Raw genomic sequence first — 18,544 nt, 5'->3', positions numbered from 1 at the left:
GTTTCCGACGCCTCCAGTGACAAAGCGAGCGCCGATCATGACGAGTGTTTCCCATCCCGTAGCCACCACCTGGTCAGACGACCAGCCGGTGAAGGTGCGCGTGCCCTGGCGCCAGCGGCTACAGCCGGCCAATCTGCTCTGGGTGTTCCTGGCCGGCATCCTGGTCGTGTTGATCGTCGCGCCGATGTGGACGCTCGTCGTCTCCAGTTTCACCGATGCCAAAACGGGCGGCTGGACGCTTCACAACTATGTCGAGGCCTATGGCAAGGAACGCCACATCACGGCGCTCACCAATACGCTGAAGATGGGGGCCGTCGTCGTCGTGCTGAAACTGGCCTTCGGCGTGCCGCTCGCCTGGGCCTGCACCCGCACCGATATGCCGGGCCGCAATTTCGTGCGCTACAGCGTGTTCGGCGCCTTCATCATGCCGCCCTATCTCGCCGGCGTCGGCTGGATCCTGCTCGCTGGCCCCAATACCGGCTGGATCAACCGCGTCTGGCACAGCCTTTCCGGTTCCACCGAGCCGCTGGTCAACATCTTCTCCTTCGGCGGACTGGTGCTGGTCACCGCGATCGGCGGCTTTTTCCTCGTCTTCGTGCTGGTGAGTTCGGCCTTCGAGATGATCAATTCGGAGATGGAGGACGCTGCCAACATCCTCGGCGCCGGCCCGTTCAAGACGGCCATGAAGGTGACGTTCCCGCTGGTCATGCCGGCGATCATCGGCTCGGCTCTTCTGTCCTTCCTCGGTGCGATTGCGCTCTACGGCGTGCCAGCGCTGATCTCGATCCCGGCGCGCTACCCGGTCGTGGTGATCCAACTCACCGAGTTCTTCTCGTTCCCGCTGCGGATCCAGGTGGCCGCCGCCTATTCGATCCCGCTGCTGCTGATCACCGCCGCGATGCTCGGGCTGCAGAAGCTGATCCTGCGTCGCAAGGGTTACGTCTCGGTCAGCGGCAAGGGCGGCGAGCGCCGCATCGTCAAGCTCGGCAGGTGGCGCTGGGTGCTGTTTGCCTATTGTTTCTGCGTCGTGGCGCTGTCGGTGCTAATGCCGATGTTCGTGCTGCTTCTCGCTGCCTTCTCCGATTCCTGGACGGCCGGCTTCTCGTTCAGCAACCTGACGCTTTCCAATTTCCACTACGTGCTCTTCGAGCATTCGAGCTCGCAAAAGGCGCTGGTCGGCAGCATCGGCCTCGGCATCGTGGCAGCGACGGTGGCAATCACGCTGGCGCTGTTCATCGCCTATATCGTCCAGCGCAAGCTGATCCCGTTCTCGGGCCTGCTCGCCTTCCTGGCGGTCTCGCCCTATGTGGTGCCCGGCATCGTGCTCGCCATCGGTTTTTATGCGGCTTACGCCCTGCCGCCGATCGCGCTCTACGGCACCTATACGATCATGGCGCTTGCCTTCGTTACCCGCTTCCTGCCGATCGCCTTCACCACCAGCTCGGCCGGCGTGCGCAGCATCCATCCGGAAATGGAGGAGGCGGTGCGCATTCTCGGCGGCGGACGGGTGACGGCGCTCAGGCATGTGGTCGGGCCGCTGTTGAAGCGGACGCTCGCCGGCGGCTGGCTGCTGATCTTCGTGCCGGCCGCCCAGGAACTCTCGACCGCCATCTTCCTGGTCGGTCCCACCACGCGCGTCGTTTCCGTCGTGCTGCTCGATCTCAGCGAAGAAGGCGAGCTCGAAAAGCTCGCGGCGCTGGGCTCCCTGTTATTGATCATCATTGTCGCAGTCGTCGCCATCGGGATGCGTTATCTCGGCCGCGACTTCATGTTGAGGAGAAGCTAATGGACGGACTTGTCCTCAGGAAACTCGGTCGCCGTTTCGGTGCCGTCGATGCGGTTCTGGATTTCGACCTGCATATCAAGCCCGGCGAATTCGTCTCGCTGCTCGGCCCTTCCGGCTGCGGCAAGACGACGACGCTCCGGATGATCGCAGGCTTCATCGACCCCACCTCCGGCTCGATCGAGCTCGACGGTAAAATATTGTCGGCACCATCAGGCTCCGTGCCGCCGGAAAAGCGCGGCATGTCGATGATCTTCCAGTCCTACGCGATCTGGCCGAACATGACGGTGTCGCAGAACGTCGCCTTCGGCCTCAACCTGCGCAAGCTGCCGAGCGATGAAGTCAAGAAGCGCGTCGGCGCGGTGCTGGAAACCGTGCGGATGAGCCATCTCGCCGACCGTTACCCGGCCGAGCTTTCCGGGGGCCAACAGCAGCGTGTCGCGCTCGCCCGCGCCGTGGTTATCCGTCCGGCCGTACTGCTGCTCGACGAGCCGCTCTCGAACCTCGACGCCAACCTTCGCGAAGAAATGCGTTTCGAAATTAAGCGCATGCATGACGAGTTCAAGATCACCTCGGTCTATGTCACCCACGACCAGGGAGAGGCGATGGTGACTTCGGACCGTATCGCTGTGATGAACAACGGCCGCCTCGAACAGATCGACAGCCCTTACGCGCTCTACAGCCGGCCGAAGACCCGGTTTGTGGCGAGCTTCATCGGCCGCACCAATTTCCTCTCCGGCAATTGCGGCAACCACATGATCGACTTTGCGGGCTTCAGTGTGCCGCGGGCAATGATCGGCGAAGAGGTTTCTGGCGGCGGCCCGATCACCGTCTCCATCCGGCCGCAGGCGATGAAGCTTTCCGCAATCGAGGCTCCCCGGGAAAAGGCCATCAACCTGCAAGGCTCGGTGCGGCAATCCTCGTTCCTTGGCGAGACCTGGGACTACGTCTTCCAGTCGACGGACAGCGGATTGCAATTCCGTGTCGCCGCGCCGCCAGCGGACGTCTTCGAGGTCGGCGCGCCGGCCTGGCTGCAGATTGATCCCGCGCAGATCGTCCCGATCGTGGATTGAGGGCCTGCCTGCCCCGCTATTTCACCTTGAAACCCATCCGTCGCACCACATCGAGCAGCACGTGCCGGCCTTTCAAGGCCGGTGCGTCGGCAATGCGGCTCACGACGACACTGGTCCAGCCGGGCACCGCCATGCCCTGGCCGGTCTGAAAGGGCCGCATCGTGTCATCGTAGGTGGCGAGATCCGCTTCCGGCGGTGCTGCCTGATATTGCTCGCGATGAAGCACGAGGGATTGCGGCAGGCGCGCCTTGACCTCGGTCCCGACCGCCGGGTCTGGGTATCCGACCGTCATTCCGAACACTGCCAAGGCCTCCGGCGGCAAGCCGAGCAGTTCGCCCACTTCGGCGGGATGGTTGCGAATGCCACCGATATAGCAGGTGCCGAGACCAAGCGATTCGAGCGCGACCAGCGCATTCTGAGCGGCAAGCGTCGCCAGCAGGAAGCTTTCGAGATAGTCGAAGCCTTCTCCGGTCTTGCCCTGTTCGGTGGTGATTTTCCTCAACCGCGAGAGATCGGCGATCCAGACGAGGAAGAGCGGGTGCCGAGATGATCTGCGGATTGGGGGAGGCTAGTTCGGCAAGCTTTTTCCGCCGTTCGGGGCCTCGACCGCCACGACGCTCCAGGCCTGCAGGCCGGAGGAGGTCGGCGCCGATTGGGCCGCCGCGACGATCAGATGCAGCACGCTTTCAGGCACTGGTTTCGGCAGATAGGTGCGAACGGAACGGTGCGAAAGGATCGCCTCGAGCGCCGTGTTCCACTCCGCCGTCGAGGCCGGCTGATCCGATCCATAACGCTGGCGCAGAAGATCGACCGGGGTGGAGGCAGTTTCAGCGGCGAAGGCGAAGCGGGAAATGGACATCGAAAACTCCTTTGGAGAGGAAAGGGATCAGGCCGGCATGCGGGGAATGCTGGACAAGAGCTTTTGCGTGTAGGCATGACGAGGAGCGGCGAGGGTATCTCGGGTCCTGCCGCTTTCGACGATCTTGCCGCTTTCGAGGATGATGGTTTCCTCGCAGAGCGAGGCGACGAGCCCGATATCGTGGGAGACGAGCACCAGCGTCACCGTCTTCGACAACTGCCTGAGCAGTTCGACGATTGGATCGTCAAACCGGTCATCTTAAACTCCCTGATCATGCCGGCCATTTTCAGCCATTGTATACCGGCGCGGAGAACATCTCAGTCGCTCTCAGCCGGAAGGGTGGCGGAGGGTGATTTTGGGCACCGGCGGGAAATGCTCTTCGCCGCCACGACAGCATTCAGGAATTTTGTTCCAACCGCTGGCGATTTGACCGGAGGCCGGCTAAGGCCTCGAGAAAAGACGGATTTGGAGAACGCGATGAGTGATATCGACCGCCGCTATGCAGAGCGTCTGATGGAGCAAGCCGGCCTCGACGCCCTGGTAATCTTCCAGCCCGAAGCCTTTCGGTATGCGGTGGGTGCGCCGGCCGGTGTGGCAACCATGTGGGGCAGGGCGGGTGCCGCAATCGCGCTTGTGCCGGCCGATGCCGCGACCGGTCTGGCTGCGATCGCCAGCGACCACGCCGCCGGCTCGATCCGCAAGGCTGCGGCAGACGTGGACCTGCGCACCCATCGCGGCTGGATCGACATGCTCGATCTGACGGGAGCCGAGAGCGTTGAGCAGATCAACGAGGCCTATCGCCGGCTCGGGTCTTTCGGACCTCGGCCGGAAACGTTCGATCGGTCCGTATGTTTCGGCCTGCTCGGCGATCTGCTGAACGAGCGTGGCCTTGATCGGGCACGGATCGGTGCCGACCTGGAATTCATGCCGGCCGCCGATTTCGAGGCCCTGAAACTGGCTTTGCCGACGGTGACCTGGACCGATGGCTCGGACGCGCTGCGCCGCCTACGGGCCATCAAGTCGCCGCGCGAGATCGAACGGCTGCGTCGTGCCGCCAAGGCTGCGGAAGCCGGGCTCGTCCGCATGGCGGGGGCGGTGAAACCCGGTGCACAGCTTACTGAACTCTCTTGCGCCTGGAAGGCGGGCGCCCAGGCAGCCGCGGCGGAAGGCGGCTTCGGGCTGAGCGGCCACTGGGATTTCATCTCGGTCGGCGCCGATCTTTCGGACATGTCGGCGGTCGTGACCCCGGGCGCGCTGATCAAGGCCGATGTCGGAACGCTGGTCGACGGCTATTCCTCGGACGGCGCACGCACCTTCACCCATGGCCGTGCATCGCCATTGTCGCGCGAAATCTTCAAGGCGCTGGAAAACGCTTTCGCAACCGGGCTCGATGAACTTCGTCCCGGCAATACGTTCGGCGCTGTGCATGCGGCCATGCTCGCCTCGATGCGCAAGGACGGCTTTGCAGAATATGATCGCGGCCATTTCGGCCATTCGGTCGGCGGCAGCATCGGCATCGAGGAATGGCCGTTCTTCTCCGCCGGCAATCGGGAAATCATCCAGCCGAGCATGGTGGTGGCGCTGGAGACGCCGTTCTACGGACAGGGTATCGGCGCGCTGATGATCGAGGATCAGTTCCTGATCGCCGAAACGGGGGCCGAATGCATGAATAGGCTGCCGCGGACGTTGCGCGATCTTTCGGCAGATTAGAGCAAGACACGCAAACCGACATTGAACCTTTGGCGCCGGTCCTGTATCGGATGTCACAACCGCGGCGGGGACGCCGGGGAAAGGACACGGGCGAGGCGGAATTTCGATCTTCGATGCTGACGAAAAAGGGAAAATACGGACTGAAGGCGCTTGTCCACCTTGCGCAGCTTGAACCCGGCAAGACCGCCTTCGTCAGCGACATCGCCCAACAGAACAATATTTCCAAAAAATTTCTTGATGCGATCCTGCTCGAACTGCGCAAGGGCGGCATGCTGCGCTCGAAAAAAGGGCCTGGCGGCGGTTATGCGCTGTCCAAGCCCGCTTCGCAGATCTATGTCGGCCAGGCGGTCCGCATCTTGGACGGTCCGCTGGCGCCGATCCGCTGCGCCAGCAAGACGGCGTTCGAGCCCTGCGACGATTGCGACCACCCGGAAGACTGTCAGATCCGCCATTCGATGACGGAAGTGCGCGACGCGATCGCTGCGGTCCTCGATAACATGACGCTGGAACAGATGGTCGCCAAACGCTCGAGCGGCGTTCTCGACGACGCGCAGGCCGGCAGCAAATAGAATTCAACCGGTTCGCCTGACGCCGCCGCAAACCGCTGCGCCTTTTTGCGCAGCAGTCCTTCAGAACTGTCCGTTCGGCCGCGGGACGTTGCCGTTCAGGTGAAAATCACCGATCGCGTGATGTTTCCAGCGCACCGGATCGTGCACCGTATGGGTGCGGGCGTTGCGCCAATGGCGGTCGAGGTTCAGGTCCTCCTTGGTCGCAGACGTTCCGGCGAGTTCGAACAGACCGTTGGTCGCGTCGAGTGCTGCCTCCGTCGTCAGGATCTTTGCGGCAGCGACGGAAAGCGAGGCCTCGATCGCAGTCTCCGAGGACGGGTTGATCTGGGCGACATCGACCTTGCGACCGGCTCGTTCCAGAACGGCGCTCGCGGCTTCCAGTTTGACGGCGATCGAGCCGGTCCGCGCGATGGTCAGCGGATCGGCACTTGCCGTCTCGATGCCGACATTGCGGATGCCGCGGGATTTGCTGCGCACGAAGCCGACCATGTCGGCAAAGGCGGCGCGCGCAATCCCCAGATCGACGGCGGCATGCAGCAACTGGCCAAGCGAGCCGAGCGGCGCATGCCGTTCGAAACTCCGGTAGTAGCTGATGACCGAGTCCGGCGAGACGTATACATTGTCGATCAGCACGGTGCCGCTGGCCGTGGTGCGCTGGCCGAACCCGTCCCAATCGTCGACGATCGTCAGCCCTTCCGCATCGCGCGGCACGATCGCCATGACCGCTTTGCCTTCGGGATCGAGACCGAAGATGGCCACCCAGTCGGCAAACAGCGCGCCCGTCGAATAATATTTGCGGCCGGTGATACGATAGCCGACACCTTCCGACACAAGCCGGGTTTCGATATCGCCCGCAGCCTTCGTTCCGGACTCGGCAAGGGCATTGCCGAAATGCTCTCCGGCAAGCGCCCGGGCGAAGAAATATTTTTTCTGCTCCTCGTTGCCGGAAAGACGCAAAGCTTCGAGAATGGAAAAATGGTTCTGCGGGATCTGTCCGACAGATGCATCGGCCTCCGACAGAATGGCGATGACCTCCGCCAGGAAGGCGTTGGAAATGTCGGCGCCACCATATTCGGCGGGCACGGTTATCCCCAGCAGCCCTGACTGGGCGACCAATTCCATCTCGTCATGCGGAAGCAGTCGCTGCCGGTCGCGGTGGCTCGATCCTTCGGCAATCCGCGCCGAAAGCCCCTTGGCTACGTCGATCGCCTGGTCCTCTGTCGCGAGGTACGGAGCCACTGCTCTGATCTTTCCTGCCAAATGGAAAACCCTGCTCATGCGCGCCTCCCGGATCAAGTCCGTCATTGAGCCACGCCACGGAGGCGGGGAGAAGGAATAAAGCTTTAATTGCACGCGTCGAACGAAGTGAATTTTCTCTTTTGGTGGCCGAAGAGAGAGATTTGCGGATTGTCACGCTAAGTTGAGCGGAAGGAGAGAGAATTTCTCCGGGACGATGCAATCGGCGCAACAACGTTGCTTAGCATGTGAAACGGGAATGCCTACTTTAAGCCGATCAGCCGTTTCTCACCCTACAAGAGCGTCGTCCCATGGCAAGACCACTCCACCTTACCGCCTTCATGCGTCCCGTCAGCCTGCATACCGGCGCCTGGCGATATCCCGGCGCCTATCCGGATGCCAATTTCAATTTCGGGCATATCAAGTCCTTCATCCAGAAGCTGGAGGCTGCCAAGTTCGACGCCTTCTTCATGGCCGATCATCTCGCGGTGCTGAACATGCCGGTCGAAGCGCTGAAGCGCAGCCATACCGTGACGTCGTTTGAGCCGTTCACGCTGCTCTCGGCGCTGGCTGCCGTCACCGAGAAGATCGGCCTTGCGGCGACCGCCTCGACCACTTTCGACGAACCCTATCACGTCGCCCGCCGGTTCGCCTCGCTCGACCATATCAGCAACGGCCGCGCCGCATGGAACATCGTCACCACGTCCAACCCGGATTCGGCCCGTAATTTCGGTCTCGACGAACATGTGGAGCACGGCGAGCGCTACAAGCGGGCGCGCGAGTTCTACGACGTCGTCACCGGATTGTGGGACAGTTTTGCGGACGACGCCTTCATCCGCGATCAGCAAAGCGGCATCTTCTTCGATCCGGAGAAGATGCATGTGCTGGACCACAAGGGTGAGGAACTCAGCGTGCGCGGGCCGCTCAATATCGCCCGGCCGGTGCAAGGCTGGCCGGTGATCGTCCAGGCCGGACAATCGGAACCGGGACGCCAGCTTGCGGCCGAGACCGCCGAACTGGTCTTCTGTTCGCCACGCGATCTTTCCGCTGCCAAGGCGCTTTATGGGGATATCAAGGGCCGCATGGTCGCCGCCTCGCGCAATCCAGACCATCTGAAGATCCTGCCGGCCGCGTTCATCGTCGTCGGCGATACCATCGAGGAAGCGAAGGCGAAGCGCGCGAAACTCGACAGCCTGGTGCATTACGACAGCGCCATCGCCTCGCTGTCGATCGCGCTTGGCTACGACGCTTCCGGTTTCGATCCGGACGGTCCGTTGCCGGACATTCCGGAGACCAACGCCAGCAAGTCCGGCCGCGCCCAGGTCCTGAAGCTCGCCGAACAGGAAAAGCTGACGGTGCGCCAGCTCGCCCAGCGTTACGGCGGTTATTCCGGCCTCGCCTTTGTCGGCACGCCGCAAACCATTGCCGACGAGATGCAGACCTGGCTTTCGGAAGAGGCAAGCGACGGCTTTACGGTTGTTTTCCCCTACCTGCCGCAGGGCCTGGACGACGTGACGCAGCGGCTTATTCCGGAACTCCAGCGCCGCAGCATCTTCCGCACCGACTACGAAGGATCGACGCTTCGCGACCATCTCGGCCTGCCACGGCCGGCCAACCGTTTCTTCGCCTGAAGACACGCGTGTGCTCTTGCAAAGATCGGCATTTCGCCAACTGCCACATTTCGGACATAATAGTTTCCATCCCGTTGACGAATTAGTATAGGGTTTTGATAGACTACATTGACCCGAGCAGAGTTTGGCCCGAAAGTTAGCGGGCATGATGTTCAACCGACCGGAGGCTGACGATGATCGCTGGTGGCTTATCCCTGTTTGGGTTTGATCTGTTCGGACTGAGCCGGCGGGCGCCGGGCAAGGCAGACACAGAAAGCACCGAGCGCACGCCGCTTGAAAAGGTGCGCGAGGATGGTGACAAAAACCGCGATCCCGATCGCGAACATTCGGAAAGCTTTTTCTGGGGCATGTATCCCGTCTATTGAGACGGTTCGTCCCGCGCGAGGCAGTTTCCTGGAACGCATCAAAAGGCCGGCGAAGCGATCTGCTCCGCCGGCCTTTTTGTCTGGATGGAACGATATCAGGCCGTGGGCTGCTTGGTCTTGCGCAGGTAGGGCAGGACCGTATCGAACGAACCGAAGCGGGTGATCGCATCCTCGTTGGAAACGGCGGCGGTGATGATCACGTCCTCACCCTGCTGCCAATTGGCCGGCGTCGCCACCTGGTGTTTGGCGGTGAGCTGGATCGAGTCGATCGCCCGCAGGATTTCGTTGAAGTTACGGCCGGTGGTCATCGGATAGGTGAGGATCAGCTTGATCTTCTTGTCCGGGCCGATGACGTAAACCGAACGCACCGTCGCATTGTCGGCAGGCGTGCGGCCTTCCGAGCTTTCGCCCGCGCCGGCCGGCAGCATGTCATAGAGCTTGGCGATCTTGAGATCGCGGTCGCCGATCAGCGGATATTCGACGTCGAAACCGGTCGCCGTCTTGATGTCGTCCTTCCACTTGCCGTGGCTTTCGACCGGATCGACGGAGATGCCGATGATCTTAACCCCACGCTTTCTAAATTCCCCCTCAAGGCCGGCCATGGCGCCGAGTTCGGTCGTGCAGACCGGCGTAAAGTTCTTCGGATGGGAAAACAGCACGGCCCAGCCGCTGCCGATCCAGTCGTGGAAATGGATCGTGCCCTGGGTGGTTTCGGCGGTGAAATCCGGCGCGATGTCGTTGATACGAAGGCTCATGTCTTGGCTCCCTTGAATTGTTTCTATCGATTGCGCATTTTTGGATGGCCGGGACTCTAGCAGCCGGCCGACTAATCGGCGACCGGTATTGCCCGTTGATTATAGAGGATCTTGCGGATTCGCTCCTGCTCCTCCGGCGGCAGTTTGGTATTGTCGACGGCGAGGTCCGCGCCGACAGCAAGCCCCCGCTGGACGCCGGGCCGTGTGCTCAGGTCGTCGAACCAGCGCTTGAAATGCTTGAACTCGTTGATGTCCTGGCCCTGCGCCTGCCAGCCGACGGTCCACGGATAGCTGATGATGTCGGCGATCGTAAACTGGTCGCCGGCGAGATAGGGACGGTCGCGCAGCCGCATATTCAGCACGCCGTAGAGACGGTTGGCCTCGTCGGTGAAGCGGCGCACCGCGTAGGACTGGTTGCCCTCGCGATCACCCAAACGGCGGAAATGCCCGGCTTCGCCGAGCTTCGGTCCCTGGTTGGCCACCTGCCAGATGACCCATTGGGCCACTTCGTATTTAGTACGCAAATCCTGCGGCCAGAGCTTGCCGGTCTTTTCGGCGAGATAGAAGAGGATTGCACCGGATTCGAACACGCTGATCGGCGCTCCGCCGTCGGCCGGCTGGTGGTCGACGATTGCTGGCATGCGATGATTGGGATTGATCTTCAGGAACTCCGGCTTGAACTGATCGCCGCGAGAAATCTGCACCGGGATCACCTTATAGGGCGTGCCGGTTTCCTCCAGGAAAATCGAGACTTTCTTGCCGTTGGGCGTCGGCCAATAATAAAGATCGATCATTCGAAGCTCCCAGCATTTCCGATCGTGCTGACCGGATACTATCCTCTTCCAAAGCCGAGGCCGACCCCGTTTGTTCCAAAATGCCGGTGCGAGAGAGTGTAGCTTTCCAAAGCAGGTGGAGTTTTGGCGAGTTCCATCATCCGCGAGATCGAAGGCGGCGACAGCCGTCGCCGGGGCGAAAACATTCCCTTGGCGTCAACCCGCAGTCATCAGCGCTGGCATCAGCTCGTCTCCGGCGATCCGCCAGGTGTTGCGCCCGCTCGACTTTGCCCGGTAAAGCGCACGGTCTGCGGTCTGAACAAGCGTTTCACGATCGCCGTCGGTGACACTTGCGGCAGCGATGCCGATGCTGACGCCAATACCGATCGAAAAACCCTTGATCTGGAAAGGTGCGCTGAAGGCCGATATGCACCGTTCCGCAAGGTCGGTATCTGCTTGGCCCGTGGTCTTCACGAGAATGGCAAATTCGTCGCCGCCGAGGCGGGCCACCAGATGTCCGGCTGCAGCCGAAAGCAGCCGCTCACCGGCCATCTTTAAAACCTCGTCGCCGGCGGCATGGCCGAACGTGTCGTTGACCGGCTTGAATCCGTCGAGGTCGAGGCAGTAGACGACGACAAGGCCCTCGTCCGCCTGGGGTTTGAGGGCCTCATCGAGAGCTTTGTAGAATTGCATCCGGTTCGGAAGGCCGGTCAGAACATCATGATGCGCCAACCGGTTGGCCTCGGCCTCTGCCAGCACCCGGTCGCTGACGTCGGCGATCGTCAGCAACAGCCGCCGGTCGCCACCCTCGTGGAGCAGCCGGACATAGATGAGGACGTGGTGTTCCCGACCCTTCGCCGTTCGCTGCCGCCAGACCGTGCGGGCTTCGCAGTCCCCGTCGAGATTGCGAAGCCTGGCGGCGAACTCCTCACCCTGGCCTTCGGCGTGCATGTCGCAAACGGCTTTGGCCAGAAGGACCGATCTCTCGTAGCCGTAGAATTGAAGCGCCGCGTGGTTAGCTTCAAGGATCGCAAGGCTGTCGCCGTCGCAGAGCAGCATCGGCATCGGGTTTGCTTCGAACAATTGCCGAAGCCATTCCTCGCGCTGCTTGAGACTGGTGATGTCTATGCGCATTCCGATGGCGCCGCCATCCGGCGTGCGGCGATCGTCGTAGCGCAACCATCGCCCATCCTTCATTTGCCGCTCTTCCTGGGATGCGACCTGACGAAACTTGGCCATGCGTTCGCTAAGCCAGGCATTCTGGTCCAGCACGACTTCCTGGATGCTGCCGCCCGCAAGGCTGATCTTCAAAATCTCCTCGAACGGAATCCCGGGCGTCAGGTATTCGGCGATATCTGCGTAGAGTTCGGCGTATTTCTGATTCCAAAGGACGTATCGGTCCTTGGCGTCGAAGACACAGACGGCCTGCGGCAACATCTCGATGACATATCGCAGACGAAGATTGGCTTCCCGAACGGCAAGCCCGGCGGATTTTTCCGGTCCGCCAACTTCTATCCAGACCACGGTGATCGGTTCACCCGAACCGGAACATGGCGAAACTCTGATGTTGCAGCTTCGAGTTTCTCCCGCCCTGCTGCGCAAGAGAACCGGTGAACCATCTGGCTTATCGAGTGGCCATCCGGCCAAGAGATCGGCAACGTTCGTGCCATTCAGCGTGTCTGCTTCGTCAAAGAGTGTGCAGGCCTCGGCATTCGCAAACATGACAAAACCCGCTGCGTTCACCATGAGCGCGGCAAGTGGACAAGATTCCAACAAGAGCATCATTTCCGCACCAAGCATAGCTTCCTCAAGCACTGCCTATTCGACCGGAACAATTTCAGATGAGAGGTTAGCGGGAAGGATGAAATAAATCGCTAAAGTTCAAGTAGCGCATATAGACGCTTATAAATAACAGGCACCCGCTCGGAGGATCTGTTGCGAGGTCGTGAAAGCGATCTTCTACGTCCAGATATCCAGACCGAAATCCCGACGTATTTTAGTTAATATTAAATTATCGATCTAGTGCGACATTTTGTTATGACCGCAATCAGGTCACCCCCAAGAGCCTCTGATCGGAGAGCCGCAGCATGAAACGCCCGAGCATCAAGCAAGCCCTCGTCCTAAAGCTGTCGATCATCAGTATCTTCATGATAGGTTTATCCTATATCTCGCTCAGCACGATCTCGACGCTCAGCGCCAATGCGGAGCAGATCGGGACCTTCTGGATTCAGCGGTTGATGACGGCCCGAGAGATCAAAGGCAATTTTCTTGATCTCAAACTTGTTTATGCCCAGTACATCCTCGACGATACGGCAGAGGAGCAGAGCATCGGGAAGCGGAAAATCGATGCTGCCGTTGCCGCCGTCGAAAAGGTGGTTGCCGAATATGAAAAGGGTGTTCGCACGGAGCGCGGACGGGAACTGATCAATCAGATCAAGCCGGAGCTTAGCAAATATCGCCGCTTGGCGGAGCAAATGGTCGCGCTTGATGACGCCGGAAAAACACCTGAAGCGGTCATTTTATTCAAGAAGGATATGGAATCGCAAGCCGAGCTGGTGAACAAGGGAATAACAAACCTGGCCACCTTCATTCTCAGCCAGGCTGAAGGCTTCGTGGCGGCCAGCGATGCCTCCGCGAAGTCCGCTTTCGCATTGACCGCGGCAATCGCCGTGCTCGCAGTGCTGATCGTGCTGGCTGGTATCGTATTTGCAATCTCCGGCGTCGCCAATCCGATCCGGAGGATCACATCTGCCATGAAACAACTGTCGGATGGAGACCTCGAAAGCGATATTCCCTATGCCGGTCGCGCTGACGAAGTTGGCGAAATGGCCGGTGCCGTTGAAATCTTCCGGCAGAATGCCCTCAATGTTGTCAGGCTCGAGAACGAAGCGGAGGCATCGCGCAGCGAGATGGAAGCATCACGCGCTGCAGCCCAGCAGCGCGCCGACCGGGAGGCCGAACAGTTGCGCTTCGCGACCACGACATTGGGTGGAGGTCTCCAGCGCCTTGCGGCGGGTGATATTTCATTCCAGCTTTCGGAACAATTTGCGGCCGAATACGAGACATTGCGCGAAGACTTCAACGCTTCCCTTCGGCAATTGGGGACGACGATAGGCGCGGTGCTGCAGACGGTGCACAGCATAGACAATGGGACGGGTGAGATCGCATCCGCGGCCCACGACCTTTCCAAGCGCACTGAACAACAGGCAGCTTCGCTCGAGGAGACGGCTGCTGCATTGGACGAGATCACGTCCAATGTCGCGATGTCGACGAAACGCACCGACGAGGCACGCAACGTGGCTTCGGAAGCCAATGTCAGTGCCCAGCGATCAGCGGCGGTCGTATCGGAAGCCGAGAAAGCCATGCGGCGCATCGAAGACAGTTCGCAGCAGATTTCGAACATCATTGGCGTAATCGATGAGATTGCCTTCCAGACGAACCTTTTGGCACTCAACGCCGGCGTTGAGGCCGCCCGCGCGGGTGAAGCGGGCAAAGGTTTCGCGGTCGTCGCACAGGAAGTCCGCGAGCTTGCCCAGCGCGCCGCTCAAGCGGCCAAGGAAATCAAAGGACTTATCCAAAAATCATCGACCGAAGTGGAAAACGGCGTGAAACTGGTTCTCGAAACCGGAATTTCGCTGAAGTCGATTGGCGAATACGTGGTCCAGATCAATCAAGTCATGGACGCGATTGCCACGTCGGCGCGCGAGCAGTCGACCGGGCTTGCTGAGATCAATACCGCGGTTAATCACATGGACCAGGCGACGCAGCAGAACGCGGCGATGGTCGAACAATCAACGGCCGCTGTCGCTTCCTTGTCGTCCGAGGCGAGCCGTCTGCGAAACCTGGTCAATCAGTTTCAGCTGGAGAGCAACAAGGGTACGGTCGCCCAATCGCACGTTCGTTCCTTGCAAAACAACTGGCCAGTCGAGGTCACCCCTCCGCGCCGTGTCGTGCAAAGATGATACGGCGCCTCGGATCGAGCGCGCGCGAATGCGCAGTCGACCGGCTAACGATTCCTGCATGAACTTACCGGCCGTTGTCCAGTCACCTATAACTCCCATGCGCGGTTTCGAGCCGCTTTTCGGACATAAGCGCACACCCTGTCGGTGAGGTCGGGAAGGATTTTTCCGGGGCTGTGGACTTCCAGATACCAATGTTACGCTTAAGCAGCCAGTTTTCCACGGCGAACACCCGCTCGTGCAAGCGCCATCAACATTGGACCGACAGCAAACTCGCCTTTTTCGGTTCGTCGGGTTAGATCGCGCAGATAGCCACCCGCCGAACTGATCTGCTCTCCCCTCTCGAGAATGCAGGCAAGGACAGTCGCCGCATTTTCTCGTCCCATCGCCGTGCACGCCTCTTCGTAGGCAGAGGACGTAATCCCCAGCATCGTTCGAACAACGACAGCGGCAGCCATCAGGTCGCGCCAGTTGTCGATCCTGCCGCCTGGCCCGTAGTCGGCGATCTGCGGGCAGGACTGTAGCACGAGCCCAAGCGGGAAGGATTGCATGGATTTGACTGCTGAGGCCTCCGTATGGGTCGGTATTTGCCTGTTTTGCCTGCTTTCGACCGGTTCACTCAGCGGTTCGGGATCATCCGACGACGGCGCGGCACGTTTCATCTCGAGGCGAGGTTCAGATTCATTATTGTATTTAAGTTTGGAATTCTGTTTGTGGCGCTCAATTTGAGACTCACTGGCGTCGATTTTTTCTGTTTTTATCCACATTTCCAGAAGGTTGATGATCTTCGAGCGCAAGGTCGCCATGTCTTCCAGGATGGGGGAAAGGTTTTTGACTGTGGCGACACGTGGAATCCGCGCCACCAGCGTTCGGAAGATATCCAGGATCGCCCCCCAGTCACCCGGGACACCGTCTTGGGAGGCCGCCGTGATCAGTTTTGCGACATCGCGGCGGCAGACAGTGAGCCGGTCCCGGGTAATCCGCAGCAACTCACGCTCGGCAATCACCTGGGCGGCAAGGCTCTCGATCTCGACAGCACGCGCCAGAAGCGGAGCCAAGCTGAAGCCGAACGCTTCATTGATCTCTCCGGCCCTGCTGCGCCGCGCATAACGTTTGCCGTTGGGGCTATCCTTTCGCAGGATCAGGCCGGCCTCGATGAGGACGGCAAGGTGCCGCCTGAGGGTTGCGGCGGTCATGCCGCGGGCTCGGAGGGAAAGCTGTGCGTTTGAAGGAAAGACTACCAGGCCTCGTGCCTCGGAAATCTCGTCATCCGGGTAGAAGGTCAACAGCGCGTCGAGCACCGTCAACGCACGATCCGTTACGCCCAGCGGCGGTCTTGCTTCGCAGACCGCCCTGAACAGTTTCCATTTGTTACGGCTAGTTCCGGGTTCAATTTTCTCGGCGAGCTGCTGACTTGCCAGCATGCCAAGCGACATCGCCCGCCGCCCAAAGGGCGTCGTTACATACCTGTTCTCCATCTGCCTTCACTTTCGCTAAGGCAAAAGAAATCCACTCGCCCAAACGGCGCCTAAACTCTTGACAGTGATTCGAGGAAATGCGATTCTTGATTTGCTAAGATCTGAGAAGGGCTTCCACGACTTTGTCGCTTGGGGGCCTTTTTCTTTTGCGGTTTACGCTCCTTTGTTTTGTTGGAATTCTGCAAAGAGGCTTTCGAGCCTCTCCTGCACGAACTGATCGAACCCAGGCGCCGCCTTGTTGTCGAAGACGAAGGTTGCGCTCGATGCGGTCTTCTTGAACTGGACCGGAACTCCGGAAATCTGCACCTTGGCTGCAGGGGCTGTTGTCTGTGCCGGCCTTTTCGAGGCAAGGGCTAGAGCCCGATGGAAGCGCTCGTCGCTTGACAGCTGTCCGGAGTTGTCCGCGGACAACTGCGCCAGAACGACATCAGACTCCACAGTCTCAAGGCGTTCGCCCAACTCCAGCCAGCGCCTGCGACCGATCTCCGGCGCAGCTCCGATGGCTGTAATCAGGGTGATAGGCACCTGCCGCGTCACGATCAGCATCTTGGAGAGCGCCGCCTTGTCCACCCCCAGCGCCGCCATGATAATATCGCGGGTAAAACCTCGTTGTTCGAGCCGCAGGGCGAAAAGAGCCCGCTCGATATAGGATAAATCCGTCCGGGCGCTGTTTTCCTGCCCCTGGCTGACCACCAGCTGGTCATCCGTGAGATCGCGGACCACTGCCCGCACACCGAGGCCGAGTGTCTTTGTGGCGGCCAGCCTGCGATGGCCGTAGGCGACCTGATAACGGCCTTTTGCCTGCGGATGCGGCCGCACAAGGATGGGCACCTGCTGGCCATGTTCGCGGATCTGCTCCACAAGTTCGTTCAGCCGAACGGGGTCGATCTCCAGTCGATCCTCGACGAAGGAAGCGTCAATCAGGACGGGATCGATCTCGACGACGATCTGACCCTTGGCCAGCTGCCGTTCAAGATCGTTCGCCCGTTCGACCTTTTCGGTGATATTGCCGAGCGTCCTGGTAATCCCGCCCACAGGCGCGGAATTGCGGGCTTGTGGCACAAAACCGGCAATAGGCCGGTTGTCCCTCGGAGCCACCGGTTCGGGGCGCGTCGCGCTGGAAGAGGAAATTTCGATGAGGTTCTTTCTGGCCATCTAGTTACTTCCTTCCCCATGTGGCTCGGATATGAGCCTCGATCTCCGAATTGACGAGATTGAGCGACTCCCAGGCCCGATCGTATGTGCCTCGCACGAATAGCGATCGTTCCACTTCGTACAGCGTTTGCTTGGTCACCCCGGCATCGGCGATGGCAGTCGATTTCAGCATCGCGTTTTGAAGCATGCGGTTTCCGAAAATCGCACGCATAAAGCCGGTCATCTGGCTTTGCGGACCGTCATTGGGTTCGAATCTCGTGACGAGATAGCGCATCCAATCGTAACTCGTCCGGCCTCCGGCCCTTTCGACCACGGACATGAGCTCGCTCGTCATGGTCAGGAACTGGGACATCGACATGACGTCGAGCATTTGCGGGTGCACGGTGATCAACACGGATGTCGCCGCGCAGAGCGCCGACATCGTCAGAAACCCGAGCTGCGGCGGGCAATCGACGACCACCACATCGTAGAGGCTTTCGATCTCGGTCAGGGCCTCGCCTATCCGGGCAAAGAACATCGTCTCCGCCGTGCCGGATGCCATTGCCTTGGGCGTCTCATGTTCGAACTCCATGAGTTCCAGATTTCCGGGGATCAGATGTAGATTGGGCGTATAAGTGGCGCGCACTATGTCGGCGATCGGCCGCGGATCTTCATAACGGATCGCACCGTAGAGCGTCTCAGCTTCTCCGACATCCAGTTCCGGCTGATGGCCGAACAAGGCGGAAAGAGAAGCCTGCGGATCGAGATCGACGGCCAGCACCCGGTAGCCTCTCAGGGCCAGATATTGCGCCAGATGCGCAGCCGTGGTCGTTTTCCCCGAACCGCCCTTGAAGTTCATGACCGATACGATTTGAAGCTTGTCGGCGCCCTTGCGGGCCGGGACATATTTCGGGGTGCCGTTTCTTTCATCAAGAACCCGGCGGATCCGGTCCATATCATCCGCGCCATAAAGGCGACGCCCATTGGCGAGGGGACTTGGGCCATGGCCTTCGGCAGCGACCTGCCGGAGATAACCTTCGCCAATGCCTATGAAGCCTGCGGCTTCGGCAGGAGAGAAGACCCGCATCGTCTTTTGGGAAAGAGGCGGAAAGATCTTCGCTTGATGCTGTTGGAGCTGATAGGACAGCTCCTGCGCATCTGTTGCCAGAAGTGAAGGAAGATGCTCTTGATCGTCCTGGATAACAAGACTCGGTTGCAT

At 60.2% G+C, this 18,544-nt stretch carries 17 protein-coding genes; 7 read left to right on the top strand and 10 right to left on the bottom strand.

Annotated elements, in window-relative coordinates; translation table 11 throughout:
• The first annotated feature begins 37 nt into the window (after positions 1-37).
• Positions 38-1,786: an ABC transporter permease gene (locus RG540_RS22545; RefSeq protein WP_051909685.1), complete on the top strand. Its 1,749-nt coding sequence runs from the start codon at positions 38-40 to the stop codon at positions 1,784-1,786.
• Positions 1,786-2,856 carry an ABC transporter ATP-binding protein gene (locus RG540_RS22540; protein ID WP_041363746.1) on the top strand — a complete coding sequence of 357 codons (1,071 nt, stop codon included), beginning with the start codon at positions 1,786-1,788 and terminating at the stop codon, positions 2,854-2,856. The genes RG540_RS22545 and RG540_RS22540 overlap by 1 nt, the downstream gene beginning before the upstream one ends.
• A gap of 16 nt (positions 2,857-2,872) precedes the next feature.
• On the opposite strand, the gene RG540_RS33200 is transcribed toward RG540_RS22540, so the two are convergent.
• From RG540_RS33200 to RG540_RS22530, 3 genes are all read right to left on the bottom strand, one after another.
• Positions 2,873-3,358: a nitroreductase family protein gene (locus tag RG540_RS33200; protein WP_244446741.1), complete on the bottom strand. Its 486-nt coding sequence runs from the start codon at positions 3,356-3,358 to the stop codon at positions 2,873-2,875.
• Positions 3,359-3,424: 66 nt separating this feature from the next.
• The gene (locus tag RG540_RS33195) at positions 3,425-3,715 is read right to left on the bottom strand and encodes a nitroreductase family protein (protein WP_244446740.1); all 291 of its coding nucleotides are present in this window, start codon (positions 3,713-3,715) and stop codon (positions 3,425-3,427) included.
• Between the two features lie 27 nt (positions 3,716-3,742).
• Positions 3,743-3,931, bottom strand: coding sequence for an ABC transporter ATP-binding protein (locus tag RG540_RS22530; protein ID WP_041363744.1), 189 nt, complete (start codon positions 3,929-3,931; stop codon positions 3,743-3,745).
• 261 nt (positions 3,932-4,192) lie between these two features.
• Between RG540_RS22530 and RG540_RS22525 the strand changes: the two genes are divergently transcribed.
• Both RG540_RS22525 and RG540_RS22520 read left to right on the top strand, forming a co-directional pair.
• Entirely contained in the window at positions 4,193-5,425 is a 1,233-nt protein-coding gene (locus RG540_RS22525) for a M24 family metallopeptidase (protein ID WP_041363743.1), read from the top strand.
• 113 nt (positions 5,426-5,538) lie between these two features.
• Positions 5,539-5,994, top strand: a complete 456-nt coding sequence (locus RG540_RS22520) for an RrF2 family transcriptional regulator (RefSeq protein ID WP_041363741.1) — start codon at positions 5,539-5,541, stop codon at positions 5,992-5,994.
• Positions 5,995-6,054: 60 nt separating this feature from the next.
• Here the strand turns inward: RG540_RS22520 and RG540_RS22515 are convergent, their stop codons facing one another.
• The gene (locus RG540_RS22515) at positions 6,055-7,272 is read right to left on the bottom strand and encodes an SfnB family sulfur acquisition oxidoreductase (protein ID WP_041363739.1); all 1,218 of its coding nucleotides are present in this window, start codon (positions 7,270-7,272) and stop codon (positions 6,055-6,057) included.
• A 269-nt stretch (positions 7,273-7,541) separates the two neighbouring features.
• Here RG540_RS22515 and RG540_RS22510 point away from each other — a divergent pair, with 269 nt between their 5' ends.
• Both RG540_RS22510 and RG540_RS22505 read left to right on the top strand, forming a co-directional pair.
• Entirely contained in the window at positions 7,542-8,861 is a 1,320-nt protein-coding gene (locus tag RG540_RS22510) for an LLM class flavin-dependent oxidoreductase (protein ID WP_041363738.1), read from the top strand.
• Between the two features lie 173 nt (positions 8,862-9,034).
• Positions 9,035-9,226 (top strand): hypothetical protein, encoded by a 192-nt coding sequence (locus tag RG540_RS22505; RefSeq protein WP_041363736.1) that lies wholly within the window; start codon positions 9,035-9,037, stop codon positions 9,224-9,226.
• Between the two features lie 95 nt (positions 9,227-9,321).
• On the opposite strand, the gene RG540_RS22500 is transcribed toward RG540_RS22505, so the two are convergent.
• The 3 genes from RG540_RS22500 to RG540_RS22490 all read right to left on the bottom strand — a co-directional run bounded on the left by RG540_RS22500 (position 9,322) and on the right by RG540_RS22490 (position 12,278).
• Entirely contained in the window at positions 9,322-9,981 is a 660-nt protein-coding gene (locus tag RG540_RS22500) for a peroxiredoxin (RefSeq protein WP_041363734.1), read from the bottom strand.
• A gap of 71 nt (positions 9,982-10,052) precedes the next feature.
• Positions 10,053-10,775, bottom strand: a complete 723-nt coding sequence (locus tag RG540_RS22495; RefSeq protein WP_041363732.1) for a glutathione binding-like protein — start codon at positions 10,773-10,775, stop codon at positions 10,053-10,055.
• Positions 10,776-10,970: 195 nt separating this feature from the next.
• Positions 10,971-12,278, bottom strand: coding sequence for a diguanylate cyclase domain-containing protein (locus RG540_RS22490; RefSeq protein ID WP_244446739.1), 1,308 nt, complete (start codon positions 12,276-12,278; stop codon positions 10,971-10,973).
• Positions 12,279-12,841: 563 nt separating this feature from the next.
• On the opposite strand from RG540_RS22490, the gene RG540_RS22485 reads away from it, so the two are divergent.
• Entirely contained in the window at positions 12,842-14,716 is a 1,875-nt protein-coding gene (locus RG540_RS22485) for a HAMP domain-containing methyl-accepting chemotaxis protein (protein ID WP_041363729.1), read from the top strand.
• A gap of 200 nt (positions 14,717-14,916) precedes the next feature.
• Here RG540_RS22485 and repC read toward each other — a convergent pair whose 3' ends face one another.
• The 3 genes from repC to repA all read right to left on the bottom strand — a co-directional run bounded on the left by repC (position 14,917) and on the right by repA (position 18,544).
• Positions 14,917-16,191: a plasmid replication protein RepC gene (repC, locus tag RG540_RS22480; RefSeq protein ID WP_041363727.1), complete on the bottom strand. Its 1,275-nt coding sequence runs from the start codon at positions 16,189-16,191 to the stop codon at positions 14,917-14,919.
• Positions 16,192-16,344: 153 nt separating this feature from the next.
• Entirely contained in the window at positions 16,345-17,346 is a 1,002-nt protein-coding gene (gene repB / locus RG540_RS22475) for a plasmid partitioning protein RepB (protein WP_041363725.1), read from the bottom strand.
• A gap of 4 nt (positions 17,347-17,350) precedes the next feature.
• On the bottom strand, positions 17,351-18,544 hold the full coding sequence (gene repA / locus RG540_RS22470; RefSeq protein WP_041363724.1) for a plasmid partitioning protein RepA: 1,194 nt from the start codon (positions 18,542-18,544) through the stop codon (positions 17,351-17,353).

The sequence above is a fragment of the Neorhizobium galegae bv. orientalis str. HAMBI 540 genome (assembly GCF_000731315.1).
Classification (GTDB): Bacteria; Pseudomonadota; Alphaproteobacteria; order Rhizobiales; family Rhizobiaceae; genus Neorhizobium; species Neorhizobium galegae.
Note: the sequence above shows the minus strand (reverse complement) of the source record. Positions and strands in the feature narration are given on the sequence as shown.

Coding starts and splice junctions, on each gene's coding strand:
- RG540_RS22545 (WP_051909685.1), top strand. CDS start 38: ATGACGAGTGTTTCCCATCCCGTAGCCACCACCTGGTCAGACGACCAG.
- RG540_RS22540 (WP_041363746.1), top strand. CDS start 1,786: ATGGACGGACTTGTCCTCAGGAAACTCGGTCGCCGTTTCGGTGCCGTC.
- RG540_RS33195 (WP_244446740.1), bottom strand. CDS start 3,715: ATGTCCATTTCCCGCTTCGCCTTCGCCGCTGAAACTGCCTCCACCCCG.
- RG540_RS22525 (WP_041363743.1), top strand. CDS start 4,193: ATGAGTGATATCGACCGCCGCTATGCAGAGCGTCTGATGGAGCAAGCC.
- RG540_RS22520 (WP_041363741.1), top strand. CDS start 5,539: ATGCTGACGAAAAAGGGAAAATACGGACTGAAGGCGCTTGTCCACCTT.
- RG540_RS22515 (WP_041363739.1), bottom strand. CDS start 7,272: ATGAGCAGGGTTTTCCATTTGGCAGGAAAGATCAGAGCAGTGGCTCCG.
- RG540_RS22510 (WP_041363738.1), top strand. CDS start 7,542: ATGGCAAGACCACTCCACCTTACCGCCTTCATGCGTCCCGTCAGCCTG.
- RG540_RS22505 (WP_041363736.1), top strand. CDS start 9,035: ATGATCGCTGGTGGCTTATCCCTGTTTGGGTTTGATCTGTTCGGACTG.
- RG540_RS22500 (WP_041363734.1), bottom strand. CDS start 9,981: ATGAGCCTTCGTATCAACGACATCGCGCCGGATTTCACCGCCGAAACC.
- RG540_RS22495 (WP_041363732.1), bottom strand. CDS start 10,775: ATGATCGATCTTTATTATTGGCCGACGCCCAACGGCAAGAAAGTCTCG.
- RG540_RS22485 (WP_041363729.1), top strand. CDS start 12,842: ATGAAACGCCCGAGCATCAAGCAAGCCCTCGTCCTAAAGCTGTCGATC.
- repC (WP_041363727.1), bottom strand. CDS start 16,191: ATGGAGAACAGGTATGTAACGACGCCCTTTGGGCGGCGGGCGATGTCG.
- repB (WP_041363725.1), bottom strand. CDS start 17,346: ATGGCCAGAAAGAACCTCATCGAAATTTCCTCTTCCAGCGCGACGCGC.
- repA (WP_041363724.1), bottom strand. CDS start 18,544: ATGCAACCGAGTCTTGTTATCCAGGACGATCAAGAGCATCTTCCTTCA.